This is a genomic window from Streptomyces sp. NBC_00704, assembly GCF_036226605.1.
Classification (GTDB): Bacteria; Actinomycetota; Actinomycetes; order Streptomycetales; family Streptomycetaceae; genus Streptomyces.
Window position 1 is genome coordinate 5,552,946 of sequence record NZ_CP109000.1, and the last position, 17,700, is coordinate 5,570,645.

Below are 17,700 nucleotides of genomic sequence, written 5' to 3' on the forward strand. Positions count from 1 at the left end.
CAAACGGTCGCCGAGCCAGACAGGCCGACGTCCGCTCCAGGGAAGGACCCTTCGTGAGCGACACCACCGATCTGATGGGCGCACGTGTCGAGGAGACCGCTGCCGCGCCCGCCACGGACGCCTCCGCGCCTGCCACCGGTGCGGGCTCCCGGCGGCGCCGCGGTACCGGCCTCGACGGCATGGTGCTGGCCGAGCTGCAGCAGGTCGCATCCGGACTCGGTATCAGGGGCACCGCGCGGATGCGCAAGAGCCAGCTGATCGAGGTCATCAAGGAGGCGCAGGCCGGGGGAGGCGCCGCCCCCGCGAAGGCGACGCCCGCGGCGGACGCCGCCGAGACCAAGCCCAAGCGTCGCGCCACCTCCAAGGCGCGCACGGGCGACTCCGCAGAGAAGAAGGCGGACGCCGCCCCCGCCGAGGCCGCCGCCGACAAGGCCGTGGCCCAGCAGCAGATCGAGATCCCCGGTCAGCCGGCCGGCGGGGAGGCCCCCGCCGAGCGCCGTCGCCGTCGTGCCACCGCCGACGCGGGCAGCCCGGAGACGGTCGTCGCCGAGGCCAAGAGCGCCGCGAAGACCGAGACGTCCGCCCCGGCGCAGGCCGAGGGCCAGGGCCAGCCGCAGGGCGACGCGCGCGGTGACGCCGACGGCGCCGAGGGCCGCCGCCGCGACCGCCGTGAGCGCGGCCGCGAGCGCGGTGACCGGGGCGAGCGCGGTGACCGTGCCGACCGCGGCGAGCGCGGTGACCGTCGCAAGGGCGACGACCAGCAGGGCGGCCAGCAGCAGCGCGGCGGCCAGCAGGGCCAGCAGCAGAGCGGCGGCCGTCAGGACCGCCAGCAGCGCGACAACGGTCCGCGCGCCGACGAGGACGACGACTTCGAGGGCGGCCGGCGTGGCCGTCGCGGCCGCTACCGCGACCGCCGGGGCCGTCGCGGGCGCGACGAGATCGGCGCCGCCGAGCCGCAGCTCGCCGACGACGACGTCCTGATCCCCGTCGCGGGCATCCTGGACATCCTCGACAACTACGCCTTCATCCGGACCTCGGGCTACCTGCCGGGTCCGAACGACGTCTACGTCTCCCTCGCCCAGGTCCGCAAGAACGGCCTGCGCAAGGGCGACCACGTCACCGGCGCGGTCCGTCAGCCCAAGGAAGGCGAGCGGCGCGAGAAGTTCAACGCGCTGGTCCGTCTGGACTCCGTCAACGGCATGGCGCCCGAACACGGCCGCGGCCGCCCGGAGTTCAACAAGCTGACCCCCCTGTACCCGCAGGACCGCCTCCGCCTGGAGACGGACCCGGGCGTGCTGACGACCCGGATCATCGACCTCGTGTCGCCGATCGGCAAGGGCCAGCGCGGTCTGATCGTGGCCCCGCCGAAGACCGGCAAGACCATGATCATGCAGGCGATCGCCAACGCGATCACGCACAACAACCCCGAGTGCCACCTGATGGTCGTCCTGGTCGACGAGCGTCCGGAAGAGGTCACCGACATGCAGCGGTCGGTCAAGGGCGAGGTCATCTCCTCGACCTTCGACCGCCCGGCCGAGGACCACACCACGGTCGCCGAGCTGGCCATCGAGCGCGCCAAGCGCCTGGTGGAGCTGGGCCACGACGTCGTCGTGCTGCTCGACTCGATCACGCGTCTGGGCCGTGCGTACAACCTCGCCGCGCCCGCCTCCGGCCGCATCCTGTCCGGTGGTGTCGACTCGACCGCCCTGTACCCGCCGAAGCGCTTCTTCGGTGCGGCCCGCAACATCGAGGACGGCGGCTCGCTGACCATCCTCGCCACCGCCCTGGTGGACACCGGGTCCCGCATGGACGAGGTGATCTTCGAGGAGTTCAAGGGCACCGGCAACATGGAGCTCAAGCTCGACCGCAAGCTCGCCGACAAGCGCATCTTCCCGGCGGTGGACGTCGACGCGTCCGGTACCCGCAAGGAAGAGATCCTGCTCGGCAGCGACGAGCTGGCCGTCGTCTGGAAGCTGCGCCGGGTGCTGCACGCGCTCGACCAGCAGCAGGCGATCGAGCTGCTGCTCGACAAGATGAAGCAGACGAAGTCGAACGGCGAGTTCCTGCTCCAGATCCAGAAGACGACGCCGTCGCCGGGCAACAACAACGACTGACGACCGTCGCCGCAGGCCGCTGCTCGACCGGCACTCGAGGGCCGCTCCCCGTTCAGGGGGGCGGCCCTTCCCGTTGTCCGCGACCGGGGTACGATCTCGCCTTCGGTCATGTTTTCGAGCATGAACCTGACGAACTTGAAACTTCATATCCCAGGGGGGACTTGAGTGGGTACACCCACGTCCGGGGGCGACCGCAAGCGTCACAGACGGCGGCTGCGCATCGGCCTGCCGATCGCCGCGGCCGCGGTGGCCGCCACCGTGGCCGGCGCGTTGCTGACCTCGTCGGCGCAGGCGGCCGAGACGCCGCCGAAGCCCAAGGTCACCGCGCCGTCGGCGCAGGAGCTGCAGAAGCGGCTCGAGATCGCCCTCGCGGGCGACGACGTCGCCGGGCAGACGTCCAAGAAGTCGCTCACCTCCGGCCGTCGCGCCACGGTCGACCCGAAGATCATCGGCGGTACGACCACCACGATCACCAAGGCGCCCTGGATGGCGCAGCTGTGGTACGGCGACGACCGGGGCACGACGAACACCAGCGACGACATCGGCTTCTTCTGCGGCGGCACGGTCGTGTCCCCGACGAAGATCGTCACCGCGGCGCACTGCGTCAAGGGCTACGACTGGTTCAACCACGGCACCATCATCACCGGCACCTCGCAGCTCGCGACGGACACCGACCTGCACGGCGGCACCAGGAGCAGCGTCCGGCGGCAGTGGAACCACTGGTCGTACAACGCGTCGACGATCGACAACGACATCGCCGTGCTGACCCTGGACGAGCCGGTCTCCGCGAAGCCGCTCCCGATGATCCCGGCCGGCAACACCGGGTCGTACACGGCCGGCACCGCCGCGACGGTCTTCGGCTGGGGGCGCACCACCTCCGCCAACGACGAGATCTCCGACGACCTGAAGACGGCCACGCTGCCGGTCCAGTCGGACGCCACCTGCGCGGGCTACTACGGCGCCGACTTCGTCAAGAGCCACATGGTGTGCGCGGGCAACCCCGCCACCGGCAGCGACACCGGCACCACGTCCGCCTGCAACGGCGACTCCGGCGGCCCGCTGGTCGTCGGCGGACGGCTCGTGGGCGTCGTCTCCTGGGGTGTGACCGACTGCGTCAAGAGCGGCGCGTACAGCGTCTTCAGCAAGGTCACGACGTACTTCGGCGCCGTCTACCCGCGGGTCGACGACACCAACCTCAGCCTGGACCACAACGCCGATCTCTTCGCGCGCAACTCCAGCACCCAGACGGCCTACGAGTTCGATTCCAAGGGCACCTCGCTGGCCCCCCGGTCCTCCTGGGGCACCTGGAGCGGCTACAACCTCATCCTCCAGGCCGACCTGGACCGCGACGGCTTCCAGGACCTGATCCTGCGCCGCTCCTCCGACGGGGACGTGTTCTGGGAGCACTTCGTGCCCGCCTCCGGGACGTGGGCCACCCAGCTCATCGGCGACAACTGGAAGAGCCGCCTGTCGATCGTCGCCCCCGGCGACGTCACCGGCGACTTCCTGCCCGACCTCGTGTCCGTGGACTCCGCGGGCAACCTGTGGATCAACCCGGGCAGGGGCAACGGCGGCATCGGCGCCTCGGTCAAGGCCGCCACGGGCTGGAACAACTACAACGTCGTGCGCGGTCACGGCGACTTCAACGGCGACGGCCGGGCCGACCTGATCGCCCGCAACAAGACCAGCGGCGCCGTGTACCTGTTCCGCGGCCGCGGCGTGAGCGGGACGAGCGCCTTCGCGCCCGGACTCAAGGTCGCCACCTGGAGCAACACCACGTACAACGCGTTCGCCACCGTCGGCGACGTCAACGGCGACGGCAAGGCGGACCTGCTGGCCCGCACCCCCGCCGGCACGCTCTACCTGTACCGCGGCAACGGAAGCACGGGCAGTGTGATCTTTTCCGCAGGGATCTCGCTGGGCACGAGCTTCAAGCAGTACGACCTCTTCGGCTGAAACCGCAGGTGAGAGCGGCCTTCCGTCCTCACCGGCAGAACGCTCCGTGTCCGGTCGCTCACCGACCGGGCACGGAGCGTTCGTGCAACCCTGTCCCGAGTTTCCCCGTCTGTCCTGGCGGAGTGACGATGGTGAGGTCGCACGAGAACCGAGGAGCGCATGTCCGCCGAGAGCACGCCGGAGCCCGGCATACCGGGTGAGGCCGGCACGACGAGCGGGGCCGACGGCAGCAAGGGCCCGCGCCACCGCAAGCAGCGGGGCAGGCGCAAGGCACTGCTGATCGGCGCCTGGACCGCCGCGGGCATCGTGGTGCTGGGCGGCACCGGACTGGGCTACCTCTACTTCAAGCTCAACGGCAACATCAAGAGCGTCGACATCGACCAGGCACTGGGCACCGACCGGCCCACCAAGGCCGACAACGGCTCCGAGAACATCCTCGTCCTCGGCTCGGACACCCGCTCCGGCGCCAACAAGAAGCTGGGCGGCGGCGCCGACGACGGCAGCGCCCGTTCCGACACGGCGATGATCATCCATGTGTACCAGGGGCACAAGAGGGCGAGTGTCGTCTCCGTTCCGCGCGACACCCTCATCGACCGCCCCGCCTGCACGGACGCCAAGGGCGTCGAGCACGATGCCGCGCACGGCGTGATGTTCAACTCGGCGTACTCCACGGGCGGCGCCGCCTGCGCCGTGAAGACGGTCGAGTCGATCAGCGGCGTCCGCATGGACCACTACCTCGAGGTCGACTTCTCCGGCTTCGAGAAGCTCATCGACGAGCTCGGCGGCGTCCCCGTCACCACCACCAAGCCCATCAAGGACCCCGACAGCCACCTGGACCTCAAGGCCGGCACGCACACCCTCGACGGCGAACAGGCCCTCGGCCTGGTCCGCACCCGGCACGGCGTCGGCGACGGCTCCGACCTCGGACGCATCCAGCTCCAGCAGGCGTTCATCAAGGCCCTGGTCGACCAGGTCGGGCACGTCGGCCTCTTCACCGGCGGCACGAAGCTGTACCACCTCGCCGACACCGCCACCAAGGCCGTCACGACCGACTCCCACCTCGGCTCGCTGAACTCCCTGATGTCCTTCACCAACGGCCTCAAGGGCATCAGCGCGAAGAACATGAACATGGTCACGATGCCGGTCCTGTACGACCCGTCCGACCCCAACCGGGTCGTCGTCTCGAAGGCGAAGGCCGAGCAGGTCTGGACGGCCCTGAAGAACGACCGGCCCATCCCGAAGTCGGCCGTCACCGGCAACGCCACGGGCGAGGCCGCCGGGGTCGTGTCCTCGTCGTGAGGCCGCGCGCCCGGCCGGGGACCCCGGATCCGGCACGTCCGGCACGTCCGGCGGGCCGCCGGGAATAGATCGGCCCACCCCCCGGTTTTGGGGGATGCGGCCAGTCCTGGCAGACTGGTACGTCGGCCCCGGTTCACGCTCGTCGTATCCCGCGACAGCGACCCGGCGCCCTCCCGAAACTAGGAGACACCTTGAAGCGCGACATTCACCCCGAGTACGTCGAGACGCAGGTCAGCTGCACCTGTGGCGCGTCGTTCACCACCCGCAGCACGATCGAGAGCGGCAACATCCGCGCCGACGTCTGCTCCGAGTGCCACCCGTTCTACACGGGCAAGCAGAAGATCCTCGACACCGGTGGCCGTGTGGCCCGCTTCGAGGCCCGCTTCGGCAAGGCCGCCGCCGGCTCCACGAAGTAGCGAGCCCCTCTTCGCCGGTCCACGGCAGTGTCCCCCGCCAGGGGGCACGCCGGGACCGGCGTTTTTGGTCGCCCGCCCTTCCCCCACGTTCGTCATTCAGGAGCCCACCATGTTCGAGGCCGTCGAGGAGTTGCTCGGAGAGCACGCCGACCTGGAGAAGAAGCTCGCCGACCCGTCGGTCCACTCCGACCAGGCCAACGCGCGCAAGCTGAACAAGCGCTACGCCGAGCTCACCCCCATCGTCGGCACGTACCGCTCGTGGAAGCAGACCGGCGAGGACGTCGAGACCGCGCGCGAACTCGGCGCCGACGACCCCGACTTCGCGGCCGAGGTCAAGGAGCTGGAGAAGCAGCGCGAGGAGCTGACCGAGAAGCTGCGCCTGCTGCTCGTGCCCCGGGACCCGTCCGACGACAAGGACGTCATCCTGGAGATCAAGGCCGGCGCGGGCGGCGACGAGTCGGCCCTGTTCGCCGGCGACCTGCTGCGCATGTACCTGCGCTACGCCGAGCGCGTCGGCTGGAAGACCGAGATCATCGACGCCACCGAGTCCGAGCTGGGCGGCTACAAGGACGTCCAGGTCGCCGTGAAGACCAAGGGCGGCCAGGGCGCCACCGAGCCCGGCCAGGGCGTGTGGGCGCGCCTGAAGTACGAGGGCGGCGTGCACCGGGTGCAGCGCGTGCCCGCGACCGAGTCCCAGGGCCGGATCCACACCTCCGCCGCCGGCGTCCTCGTGACGCCCGAGGCCGAGGAGGTCGACGTCGAGATCAACGCGGGCGACCTGCGCATCGACGTCTACCGCTCCTCCGGCCCCGGCGGTCAGTCCGTCAACACCACCGACTCCGCCGTGCGCATCACGCACCTTCCCACCGGGGTCGTCGCCTCCTGCCAGAACGAGAAGAGCCAGCTGCAGAACAAGGAGCAGGCGATGCGTATCCTGCGCTCCAGGCTGCTCGCCGCGGCGCAGGAGGAAGCCGAGCGGGAGGCCGCCGACGCCCGCCGCAGCCAGGTCCGCACCGTCGACCGCTCCGAGAAGATCCGCACGTACAACTACCCGGAGAACCGCATCTCGGACCACCGGGTCGGCTTCAAGTCGTACAACCTGGACCAGGTCCTGGACGGCGACCTCGACGCGGTCATCCAGGCGTGCGTCGACGCGGACTCGGCCGCCAAGCTCGCCGCCGCGTAGGCGATGCAGGACGTCACCACGACGAGTACGACACGGAGGACGCGTGCAGCAATCATTTGGGGGACGCCCCCCAAGCCCTCGCAGTCTGCTGCTCGCTGAGGTAGCTCAGGCCACCCAGCGGCTGGCCGACGCCGGCGTGCCCTCGCCGCGCAACGACGCGGAGGAGCTCGCCGCCTTCGTGCACGGGGTGAAGCGCGGTCAGCTCCACTCCGTGCCCGACTCCGACTTCGACGCCCGCTACTGGGAGGTCATCGCCCGGCGCGAGCAGCGCGAGCCGCTCCAGCACATCACCGGCCGGGCCTTCTTCCGGTACCTGGAGCTCCAGGTGGGCCCCGGGGTGTTCGTGCCGCGTCCCGAGACCGAGTCGGTCGTCGGCTGGGCCATAGACGCCGTGCGCGCCATGGACGTCGTGGAGCCCCGCATCGTCGACCTGTGCACCGGCAGCGGCGCCATCGCGCTCGCCCTCGCCCAGGAGGTGCCGCGCTCGCGCGTGCACGCCGTGGAGCTGTCCGAGGACGCCCTGCGGTGGACGCGCAAGAACATGGAGGGGTCCAGGGTCGACCTGCGCCAGGGGGACGCCCTGGACGCCTTCCGCGACCTCGACGGCCAGGTCGACCTGGTCGTCTCCAACCCGCCGTACATCCCGCTCACCGAGTGGGAGTACGTCGCCCCCGAGGCCCGCGACTACGACCCCGAACTCGCCCTGTTCTCCGGCGAGGACGGCCTCGACCTGATCCGCGGCATCGAGCGCACCGCGCACCGGCTGCTGCGCCCCGGCGGCGTCGTCGTCATCGAGCACGCCGACACCCAGGGCGGCCAGGTGCCGTGGATCTTCACCGAGGAGCGGGGCTGGGCCGACGCCGCCGACCACCCCGACCTCAACAACCGGCCGCGCTTCGCCACGGCCCGCAGGGCGACGCCGTGAGCGTCGTCCCCGGTACTTTCGACCCGCAGCAGGACGCGCACCCATACGCGCAGAGGTACTTCGTGTACGAGGAGGCCCGCTAGATGGCACGGCGATACGACACCAACGACGCCACCGACCGTGTGACCGGTCTGCGCGAGGCCGCGTCCGCCGTCCGCCGTGGCGAACTCGTGGTCCTCCCGACGGACACGGTGTACGGCATCGGCGCCGACGCGTTCTCCTCGGAGGCCGTCACCGACCTGCTGACGGCCAAGGGCCGGGGCCGCGACATGCCCACCCCCGTCCTCATCGGCTCCCCGAACACGCTGCACGGCCTGGTCACCGACTTCTCCGAGCTGGCCTGGGAACTGGTCGACGCGTTCTGGCCGGGCGCGCTGACGCTCGTGGCCAGGCACCAGCCGTCCCTTCAGTGGGACCTGGGCGACACCCGCGGCACCGTCGCCGTCCGCATGCCGCTGCACCCGGTCGCCATCGAGCTGCTCACCGAGGTCGGCCCGATGGCGGTCTCCTCGGCCAACCTGACGGGCCACCCGGCCCCGGAGAACTGCGACCACGCCCAGGACATGCTCGGCGACTCCGTCTCCGTCTACCTCGACGGCGGCCCGACCCCCGGCAACGTGCCCTCCTCGATCGTCGACGTCAGCCGGGAGGTGCCGCTGCTGCTGCGGGCGGGCGCGATCTCCGCGGACGAGCTGCGCAAGGTCGTACCCGACCTCGAGGTGGCGAATTGACAGCCCCTGACGCGGGGCGTGGCATAGGCATCGGGGAACGTGCCGCGGAACAGACGACGACGTTCGGGTTTCCGCGCGACACCTTCCGCATCCTCCACGTCAGCACCGGCAACGTCTGCCGCTCGCCCATCACCGAGCGGCTGACCCGGCATTTCGTGTCGCAGCGGCTCGGGGTGCTGGGCGGCGGGCTGATCGTGGAGAGCGCGGGCACCTGGGGCCACGAGGGCGCGCCGATGGAGGCCAACGCGGAGACCGTGCTGGCCGACTTCGGCGCGGACGCCTCCGGCTTCACCGGGCGCGAGCTGCTCGACGAGCACGTCATCATGGCCGACCTGGTCCTGACGGCGACCCGTGACCACCGCGCCCAGGTCATCTCCATGGGGCACTCGGCGGGCCTGCGCACCTTCACGCTGAAGGAGTTCACCCGGCTGGTGAACGCGATCGACCCGGCCACCCTGCCGTCCCTGGACGAGGGCGTGGTGATGCGCGCACGGGCCCTGGTCCGCGCGGCGGCGGCTCTACGCGGGTGGCTCCTCGCCCCGACCCTGGAGGCCGACGAGGTCTACGACCCCTACGGGGCGCCCCTGCCGTTCTTCCGCTCGATCGGCGACGAGATACACCAGGCGCTGGACCCGGTCGTCACCGCTCTGACAGGCGTCCCCGCCCGCACCTGACCCGACGGCGCCCGCCCCCGGCGACACCCGCGACGCGACCGTCCGCACGGGTCCGGCGGGCCGGCGAGCGGCCGGCGCCCGGGTGGCGGCGAAGAGCGCGCGCGGTCTCCGCGCCGGGCCTACATTGGACGTACGTCACCGTCGACGCCCCGGAGCGCACCATGTCGGTCACCCATGTCCCCGAGGTCGACGTCGTACGCCGGCAGGACCCCGAGATGGCCGACGTCCTGCTCGGGGAGCGCGAGCGGCAGGCGTCGACGCTCCAGCTGGTCGCCGCCGAGAACTTCACCTCCCCCGCCGTGCTGGCCGCACTCGGCTCGCAGCTCGCCAACAAGTACGCGGAGGGCTATCCGGGCGCCCGTCACCACGGCGGCTGCGAGATCGTCGACGTCGCCGAACGCATCGCCGTCGACCGCGCCAAGGCCCTCTTCGGGGCCGAGCACGCCAACGTCCAGGCCCACTCCGGCTCCTCGGCCGTGCTGGCCGCCTACGCGGCGCTGCTGCGGCCCGGCGACACCGTCCTCGCGCTCGGGCTGCCCCACGGCGGACACCTCACCCACGGCTCGCCCGTCAACTTCTCCGGCCGCTGGTTCGACTTCGTCCCCTACGGGGTGGACGCCGAGACCGGCCTCATCGACCACGAGCAGGTCCGGGCGCTGGCCCGGGGACACCGGCCCAAGGCGATCGTGTGCGGGTCCATCGCCTACCCCCGCCACATCGACTACGCCTTCTTCCGCGAGGTGGCCGACGAGGTCGGCGCCCACCTCATCGCCGACGCCGCGCACCCCATCGGCCTGGTCGCCGGGGGAGCGGCGCCCAGCCCGGTGCCGTACGCCGACGTCGTGTGCGCCACGACGCACAAGGTGCTGCGCGGTCCCCGCGGCGGGATGATCCTGTGCGGCGGCGACCTGGCCGAGCGGGTCGACCGGGCGGTGTTCCCGTTCACGCAGGGCGGTGCGCAGATGCACACCGTCGCCGCGAAGGCGGTCGCGTTCGGCGAGGCGGCGACACCGGCGTTCGGCGTGTACGCCCATCAGGTGGTCGCCAACGCGCGGGTTCTCGCCGCCGCTCTGGAGAGTGAAGGGCTGGCCGTCACGACCGGCGGGACCGACACCCACCTCATCACCGCCGACCCGGCCCCCCTCGGCGTGGACGGCCGCACGGCGCGCGGGCTGCTCGCCGCCGCCGGGATGGTCCTGGACTGCTGCGCCCTGCCGCACGCGCACGACCGCGGACTGCGCCTGGGCACCGCCGCGCTGACCACCCAGGGCATGGGGGAACGGGAGATGGCGGGGATCGGAGCGCTGCTGGGGGCGGTGCTGAGGAGGGAGACCGAGAGCAGGAAGGCCCGCGAGGAGGTGCGCGGGCTGGCCCTGGCGTTTCCGCCGTACCCGGGCTGAACCGGAGTGGGCGTGGCGTGTGCGCGCCCTGTCGCGAACACCCCGTGCGCCCCCGTGCACAGCCTCACGTGAAACCATCGTCACTACCCGGCAGTCCTCACACATATGCGCCGTGCGGCGGACGATCGCTAGGGTGTGGGACTGAGATGGCCGGCGAGACCTGTGGGGAAGCCCGTGCGTGAATACCTGCTGACGCTCTGCATCACGGCCGCGGTGACGTATCTGCTGACCGGGCCGGTACGGAAGTTCGCGATCGTGGCCGGAGCGATGCCGGAGATCAGGGCCCGTGACGTGCACCGGGAACCCACTCCGCGGCTCGGCGGTATCGCCATGTTCTTCGGTCTGTGCGCCGGCCTGCTGGTCGCCGACCACCTGACCAACCTGAACGAGGTCTTCGAGAAGTCGAACGAGCCGCGCGCCCTGCTCTCCGGCGCGGCGCTGATCTGGCTGATCGGCGTCCTGGACGACAAGTTCGAGATCGACGCGCTGATCAAGCTGGGCGGCCAGATGATCGCCGCCGGCGTCATGGTCATGCAGGGTCTGACGATCCTGTGGCTGCCCATCCCGCTCGTCGGCACGGTCGCGCTGACCCAGTGGCAGGGCACGCTGCTGACGGTGGCACTGGTCGTCATCACCATCAACGCGGTGAACTTCGTGGACGGCCTCGACGGGCTCGCCGCCGGCATGGTGTGCATCGCGGCGGCCGCGTTCTTCATGTACGCCTACCGCATCTGGTACTCGTACGGCATCGAGGCCGCGGCCCCGGCGACGCTGTTCGCGGCGATCCTGATGGGCATGTGCCTGGGCTTCCTGCCGCACAACATGCATCCCGCGCGGATCTTCATGGGCGACTCGGGCTCGATGCTGATCGGGCTGGTGCTGGCGGCGGGCGCGATCTCCATCACGGGCCAGGTCGACCCCGACGTCATGAAGCTGTTCTCCGGGTCCGAGCGCAACGCCGTCCACCAGATGGTGCCGGTCTACATCCCGCTGGTGATGCCGCTGACGATCATCGCGATCCCGGCCGCCGACCTCGTCCTGGCGATCGTGCGCCGCACCTGGCGCGGCCAGTCGCCGTTCGCGGCGGACCGCGGCCACCTGCACCACCGGCTGCTGGAGATCGGCCACTCGCACAGCCGCGCGGTGCTGATCATGTACTTCTGGTCGGCGCTGATCGCGTTCGGCGCGCTGGCCTACTCGGTCAACTCGGCCTCCATGTGGATCGTCCTCGGCGTCGTGGCGCTCAGCGCGGTCGGCCTGGGGCTGCTCCTGCTGCCGCGCTTCACCCCCCGCGCACCGCGCTGGGCCGAGGCGTTCCTCCCGCCCCGTTACCGGCGGCGGCGGGCGGAGGCGCGCAGCGGGGCGATGGCGCCGGCCGCCGACGGTCCGGTCGCCGACGGTCCGGTCGCCGGGGGAGCGGCCCCGGCCGAGCGCACGCCGCAGCGGGTCCCGGCCCGCGAGCCGGGCCCCCACCGCAAGATGAACGGCAGCACCGCCCTGTCGGAGCGGACGGGCCGCGTGCGGACCCAGGAGCGCGAGCGCGCGTAGGACGGGCGGGGCAGAGGGCGGGAGGCGGGCGGCGGAGCGCGCCCGCCAGGGCGGCTCCAGCGGCCTCGTCACCGGCCTCCTGGGGCTGTCCCTGTGCCCCGGAAGAGCCTCGTCCGGCCCTCGCCCGGGCTCCCTTCCTCCTCCTCCCTCGTCCCGCCGAGGAGGCTCCGAGGGCGACCCCGACAAGGTAAGAATCTGACTAGAGCATTGCCAAGTCGTGGGGCAATCCAGGGTGGGCAAAGGATGCCAATACCAGACAAGACCCCCTCGTTCCCGCCCAGACGCGCGCCATCACTCTCATGTGTGACAGCAGGCACACCCAGTAGGTAAAGACCTCATCAAATAGTTTGTGATACGGTTCACGAGAACCCGGAACCCCACCAGAGAACCTCAGCGCGACGGTCCTCGGGGGCGAGGCCGGCGGAGGTCATTCCGCCCCTCGAACCGGGACTACGCTCGTCCATGACGACACCCTGCCCCCCTTGAAAGCGGAGTTGCCGCCATGCCCTCCAATGACGTCCGGATCCTGGTCCAGGCCGCCGTGCCCACCGTTGCCGTCGGCGCTGTCGCCGCGGTCGTCAGCGGTGTGGTCGCGGGCGGCAAGGGGGTCATCGGGGCGGTCGTCGCGACGGTTGTGGTCATCGCTTTCATGGGACTCGGTCTCTTCGTTCTGCAACGCACTGCCAAGTCGCTTCCGCACTTGTTCCAGGGCATGGGTCTCCTGCTCTACACGACGCAGATCCTGTTGCTGTTCGTCTTCCTGGCCGCGTTCAAGCACACGACGCTGTTCCACCCCCGGGCCTTCGCGGCCACCCTGCTCGCGGGAACGCTGGTCTGGATCGGCGCACAGACCCGTGCCCACATGAAGTCCAAGATCCTCTACGTCGAACCCGAACCGTCCTCCTCGACGACGACCTCGAAGGGCCAGAAGCCCGCGACGTCGGGTCACTCGTCGTGAGGGGTAGGGCCGGGATAAAGGCGTCCGGGAGATCCTGCTATCGTCCGGTGCCAACTGCGGCATCGCGGGCGCGGGCATCCGAGCTGACGCCTGCTCAATCGCGAGGCACGATGCCCCCAAGCCGCCCTCACATCCGAACCACCAGTCCCGTGCCGAACCGCGGCCCTGCGCCGCGCCGACACAACGAGGTTGCCGTACCTATGCGCCACGCTGAAGGAGCCCGCGGTGAGTGCTGACCCGACGCAGGTGCTCGCCTTCGAGACCGATTGCCACATCTTCGACGGCTGTGGCTTCCCCTCTCCCGGCCTGCACTCGTTCCTGTTCGAGCCCATCTGGGGCGACGGGGACAGCAACGTGTACTTCAACAAGACGATGCTGCTGGCGCTGCTCGGCTCGATCATCATCGTCGGCTTTTTCTGGGCCGCGTTCCGTAAGCCGCAGGTCGTCCCGGGCAAGCTGCAGATGGTCGCCGAAGCCGGCTACGACTTCATCCGGCGCGGAGTCGTCTACGAGACCATCGGCAAGAAGGAAGGCGAGAAGTACGTACCGCTCGTCGTCTCGCTCTTCTTCTTCGTCTGGATGATGAACCTCTGGTCGATCGTTCCGATCGCCCAGTTCCCGGTCACGTCGATCATCTCGTACCCCCTGGTACTGGCCCTGATCGTCTATGTCCTGTGGGTCTCGCTGACCTTCAAGAGGCACGGCTTCGTCGGCTTCTTCAAGAACGTGACGGGCTACGACAAGTCGCTCGGCCCGGTGCTCCCGCTGGCCATGCTGATCGAGTTCTTCTCGAACATCCTGATCCGGCCGTTCACGCACGCCGTGCGACTCTTCGCCAACATGTTCGCCGGGCACACGCTGCTGCTGCTCTTCACGATCGCCAGCTGGTACCTGCTGAACGGCATCGGGATCGCCTACGCGGGTGTCTCGTTCGTGATGACCGTCGTGATGACCGCCTTCGAGCTGTTCATCCAGGCCTTGCAGGCTTACGTGTTCGTCCTGCTGACCTGCACCTACATCCAGGGCGCGCTCGCCGAGCACCACTGAGCACCCCGCTCCCCGAGTCGTCCGGTGGCCAACCCCCACCGGTCCGTAAAGAAAAGGAAGAACTGGCATGTCCCAGACCCTTGCTGCTGTCGAAGGCTCCCTCGGCTCCATCGGTTACGGCCTCGCCGCGATCGGCCCCGGCGTCGGCGTCGGCATCATCTTCGGTAACGGCACCCAGGCCCTCGCGCGTCAGCCCGAAGCGGCCGGCCTGATCCGCGCCAACCAGATCCTGGGCTTCGCGTTCTGTGAGGCGCTGGCCCTGATCGGTCTGGTCATGCCGTTCGTCTACGGCTACTGATCGCCGATTTCGGACCAGCCGACCAGACGAAAGGCATACACATGAGCCAGATGCTCATCGTGGCGGCCGAGGAGATGGAAAATCCCCTCGTCCCGCCGATCCCTGAGCTCGTCATCGGCCTGCTCGCCTTCGTCATCGTCTTCGGCTTCCTCGCCAAGAAGCTCCTCCCGAACATCAACAAGGTTCTGGAGCAGCGGCGTGAGGCCATCGAGGGCGGTATCGAGAAGGCCGAGGCCGCACAGACCGAGGCCCAGAGCGTCCTGGAGCAGTACAAGGCCCAGCTCGCCGAGGCCCGCCACGAGGCCGCGCGCCTGCGCCAGGAGGCGCAGGAGCAGGGCGCCACGCTCATCACCGAGATGCGCGCGGAAGGCCAGCGTCAGCGCGAGGAGATCGTCGCGGCCGGACACAGCCAGATCGAGGCCGACCGCAAGGCCGCCGCGTCCGCGCTGCGTCAGGACGTCGGCAAGCTCGCGACCGAGCTGGCCGGCAAGCTCGTCGGCGAGTCCCTCGAGGACCACGCCCGGCAGAGCCGCGTCATCGACCGCTTCCTCGACGAGCTCGAGGAGAAGGCCGAGGCGTCTCGATGACCGCACACGGAGCGAGCCGCGAGGCATTCGCAGCAGCCCGTGAGCGTCTCGACGCGCTGACGGACTCCACGTCCGTGGACGCGGCGCGGCTCGCAGAGGAGCTGGCGTCCGTCACGGCGCTGCTCCACGGCGAGATCTCGCTGCGTCGGGTCCTCACCGACCCGGCGCAGGCCGCCGACCGCAAGGCCGAGCTGGTACAGCGCCTGCTCGGCAGCCAGATCAGCGGCCCGACCGCCGACCTGGTGGCCGGTACGGTGCGTTCGCGCTGGTCGCAGTCGCGCGACCTGGTGGACACGCTGGAGGAGCTGGCGAACATCGCCGACCTCACCGCCGCGCAGAAGGCCGGCACGCTCGACGACGTCGAGGACGAGCTGTTCCGCTTCGGGCGGATCGTCTCCTCCAACACGGAGCTGCGCGCCGCACTGACCGACCGGAAGGCCACCGTCCCGGCCAAGAGCGAGCTGCTGCGCAGTCTGCTCGGCGGCCGGGCCGACGCGGCCACCGAGCGACTGGTGACGCGCCTCGTGACCGCGCCGCGTGGACGTAGCCTGGAAGCGGGCCTCGAGTCCCTGTCCAAGCTCGCCGCGGAGCGCCGCGACCGCATGGTCGCCGTCGTGACCTCGGCGGTGCCGCTGAGCGACCCGCAGAAGCAGCGCCTCGGCGCGGCCCTCGGGAAGCTCTACGGCCGCAGGATGCACCTCAACCTCGACGTGGACCCCGCGGTCCTCGGCGGGATCCGGGTGCAGGTCGGCGACGAGGTGATCAACGGCTCCCTCGCGGACCGCCTCGAGGACGCCGCCCGCCGCATGGCGAGCTAGCAGCAACTCAAGACCGCAAGTCGAACTGATGGCGGCCCTGGTTGGGCCGTGCAGAGGATTCACCTCTTTCAGGGGGGAGTCCCCATCCCCCCAAAGTGAAACTTCGGGCCCAACAAGGAGAGCAGGGAACCCAGATGGCGGAGCTCACGATCCGGCCGGAGGAGATCCGGGACGCGCTGGAGAACTTTGTCCAGTCGTACAAGCCGGACGCGGCCTCGCGCGAGGAGGTCGGTACGGTCACCCTTGCCGGCGACGGCATCGCGAAGGTCGAGGGCCTCCCCTCGGCCATGGCCAACGAACTGCTGAAGTTCGAGGACGGCACCCTCGGTCTCGCGCTCAACCTCGAAGAGCGCGAGATCGGTACCGTCATCCTCGGCGAGTTCAGCGGCGTCGAGGAGGGCCAGCCGGTCACCCGTACCGGCGAGGTCCTGTCCGTCGCCGTCGGCGAGGGCTACCTCGGCCGTGTCGTCGACCCGCTCGGCAACCCGATCGACGGCCTCGGCGAGATCGAGACGTCCGGCCGCCGTGCCCTGGAGCTTCAGGCTCCCGGTGTCATGGCCCGTAAGTCGGTGCACGAGCCGATGGAGACCGGCTACAAGGCCGTCGACGCGATGACCCCGATCGGCCGCGGTCAGCGTCAGCTGATCATCGGCGACCGCCAGACGGGCAAGACCGCCCTGGCCGTCGACACGATCATCAACCAGCGCGACAACTGGCGCACCGGCGACCCGAAGAAGCAGGTCCGCTGCGTCTACGTCGCCATCGGTCAGAAGGGTTCGACCATCGCCTCCGTGCGTGGCGCCCTCGAAGAGGCCGGCGCGCTGGAGTACACGACCATCGTCGCCGCCCCGGCGTCCGACCCGGCCGGCTTCAAGTACCTGGCGCCGTACACCGGTTCGGCCATCGGTCAGCAGTGGATGTACGAGGGCAAGCACGTCCTCATCATCTTCGACGACCTCTCGAAGCAGGCCGACGCCTACCGCGCCGTGTCCCTGCTGCTGCGCCGCCCGCCGGGCCGCGAGGCCTACCCGGGTGACGTCTTCTACCTGCACTCCCGTCTGCTGGAGCGCTGCGCGAAGCTCTCGGACGAGCTGGGCGCCGGCTCGATGACCGGTCTGCCGATCGTCGAGACGAAGGCCAACGACGTCTCGGCGTTCATCCCGACCAACGTCATCTCCATCACCGACGGCCAGTGCTTCCTGGAGTCCGACCTGTTCAACGCCGGTCAGCGCCCGGCCCTGAACGTCGGTATCTCGGTCTCCCGCGTCGGTGGCTCCGCCCAGCACAAGGCCATGCGCCAGGTGTCCGGCCGGCTCCGCCTCGACCTCGCCCAGTACCGCGAGCTGGAGGCGTTCGCCGCCTTCGGTTCCGACCTGGACGCCGCGTCGAAGTCGCAGCTGGAGCGTGGACAGCGCCTGGTCGAGCTGCTCAAGCAGCCGCAGTACCAGCCCATGCCGACCGAGGACCAGGTCGTCTCCGTCTGGGCCGGCACCACCGGCAAGATGGACGACGTTCCGGTCTCCGACGTGCGCCGCTTCGAGAAGGAGCTGCTGGAGTACCTGCACCGCAAGGAGCAGGGCCTCATGACCTCCATCAAGGAGGGCGCGAAGATGTCGGACGACACCCTCACCGCTGTTGCCGACGCCATCGCCGAGTTCAAGAAGCAGTTCGAGACCTCGGACGGCAAGCTTCTCGGCGAGGACGCCCCGGCCGCGGCCAAGTGACGTAAGGAAGGGACCTGAC

16 protein-coding genes are annotated in these 17,700 nt (G+C 70.2%); all 16 read left to right on the plus strand.

The genetic code is table 11. The features are described from left to right. The first annotated feature begins 53 nt into the window (after positions 1-53). The 16 genes from rho (at position 54) to atpA (ending at position 17,681) form a co-directional block, all read left to right on the plus strand. On the plus strand, positions 54-2,114 hold the full coding sequence (gene rho, locus OG802_RS24335; RefSeq protein WP_329413624.1) for a transcription termination factor Rho: 2,061 nt from the start codon (positions 54-56) through the stop codon (positions 2,112-2,114). A gap of 165 nt (positions 2,115-2,279) precedes the next feature. Further along, positions 2,280-4,070 (plus strand): trypsin-like serine protease, encoded by a 1,791-nt coding sequence (locus tag OG802_RS24340; RefSeq protein WP_329413626.1) that lies wholly within the window; start codon positions 2,280-2,282, stop codon positions 4,068-4,070. 159 nt (positions 4,071-4,229) lie between these two features. Beyond that, positions 4,230-5,369, plus strand: coding sequence for an LCP family protein (locus OG802_RS24345; protein ID WP_329413627.1), 1,140 nt, complete (start codon positions 4,230-4,232; stop codon positions 5,367-5,369). A gap of 191 nt (positions 5,370-5,560) precedes the next feature. Beyond that, positions 5,561-5,785 (plus strand): 50S ribosomal protein L31, encoded by a 225-nt coding sequence (rpmE, locus tag OG802_RS24350; RefSeq protein WP_329413629.1) that lies wholly within the window; start codon positions 5,561-5,563, stop codon positions 5,783-5,785. 109 nt (positions 5,786-5,894) lie between these two features. Then, positions 5,895-6,971, plus strand: coding sequence for a peptide chain release factor 1 (gene prfA, locus OG802_RS24355; protein WP_329413630.1), 1,077 nt, complete (start codon positions 5,895-5,897; stop codon positions 6,969-6,971). A gap of 85 nt (positions 6,972-7,056) precedes the next feature. Beyond that, positions 7,057-7,896 carry a peptide chain release factor N(5)-glutamine methyltransferase gene (prmC, locus tag OG802_RS24360; RefSeq protein WP_329417360.1) on the plus strand — a complete coding sequence of 280 codons (840 nt, stop codon included), beginning with the start codon at positions 7,057-7,059 and terminating at the stop codon, positions 7,894-7,896. A gap of 83 nt (positions 7,897-7,979) precedes the next feature. Beyond that, positions 7,980-8,627 carry an L-threonylcarbamoyladenylate synthase gene (locus OG802_RS24365; protein WP_329413632.1) on the plus strand — a complete coding sequence of 216 codons (648 nt, stop codon included), beginning with the start codon at positions 7,980-7,982 and terminating at the stop codon, positions 8,625-8,627. Further along, entirely contained in the window at positions 8,624-9,301 is a 678-nt protein-coding gene (locus OG802_RS24370) for an arsenate reductase/protein-tyrosine-phosphatase family protein (protein ID WP_329413633.1), read from the plus strand. The genes OG802_RS24365 and OG802_RS24370 overlap by 4 nt, the downstream gene beginning before the upstream one ends. Before the next feature lie 161 nt (positions 9,302-9,462). Next, positions 9,463-10,701, plus strand: coding sequence for a serine hydroxymethyltransferase (gene glyA / locus OG802_RS24375; RefSeq protein ID WP_329413635.1), 1,239 nt, complete (start codon positions 9,463-9,465; stop codon positions 10,699-10,701). A 174-nt stretch (positions 10,702-10,875) separates the two neighbouring features. Further along, the gene (locus OG802_RS24380) at positions 10,876-12,249 is read left to right on the plus strand and encodes an MraY family glycosyltransferase (protein ID WP_329413637.1); all 1,374 of its coding nucleotides are present in this window, start codon (positions 10,876-10,878) and stop codon (positions 12,247-12,249) included. Between the two features lie 502 nt (positions 12,250-12,751). Further along, a complete protein-coding gene (locus OG802_RS24385) occupies positions 12,752-13,207 on the plus strand; it encodes a hypothetical protein (protein WP_329413639.1) in 456 nt (151 codons plus the stop codon). Between the two features lie 225 nt (positions 13,208-13,432). Beyond that, entirely contained in the window at positions 13,433-14,254 is an 822-nt protein-coding gene (atpB, locus tag OG802_RS24390) for a F0F1 ATP synthase subunit A (RefSeq protein WP_329413640.1), read from the plus strand. Positions 14,255-14,321: 67 nt separating this feature from the next. Next, a complete protein-coding gene (gene atpE, locus OG802_RS24395) occupies positions 14,322-14,552 on the plus strand; it encodes an ATP synthase F0 subunit C (protein ID WP_009321656.1) in 231 nt (76 codons plus the stop codon). A 41-nt stretch (positions 14,553-14,593) separates the two neighbouring features. After that, positions 14,594-15,139 (plus strand): F0F1 ATP synthase subunit B, encoded by a 546-nt coding sequence (locus tag OG802_RS24400; protein ID WP_329413641.1) that lies wholly within the window; start codon positions 14,594-14,596, stop codon positions 15,137-15,139. Continuing rightward, positions 15,136-15,957, plus strand: a complete 822-nt coding sequence (locus OG802_RS24405; protein WP_329413642.1) for a F0F1 ATP synthase subunit delta — start codon at positions 15,136-15,138, stop codon at positions 15,955-15,957. The genes OG802_RS24400 and OG802_RS24405 overlap by 4 nt, the downstream gene beginning before the upstream one ends. Positions 15,958-16,091: 134 nt before the next feature. After that, positions 16,092-17,681, plus strand: coding sequence for a F0F1 ATP synthase subunit alpha (gene atpA / locus OG802_RS24410; protein ID WP_329413643.1), 1,590 nt, complete (start codon positions 16,092-16,094; stop codon positions 17,679-17,681). The last annotated feature ends 19 nt before the right edge of the window (positions 17,682-17,700 follow it).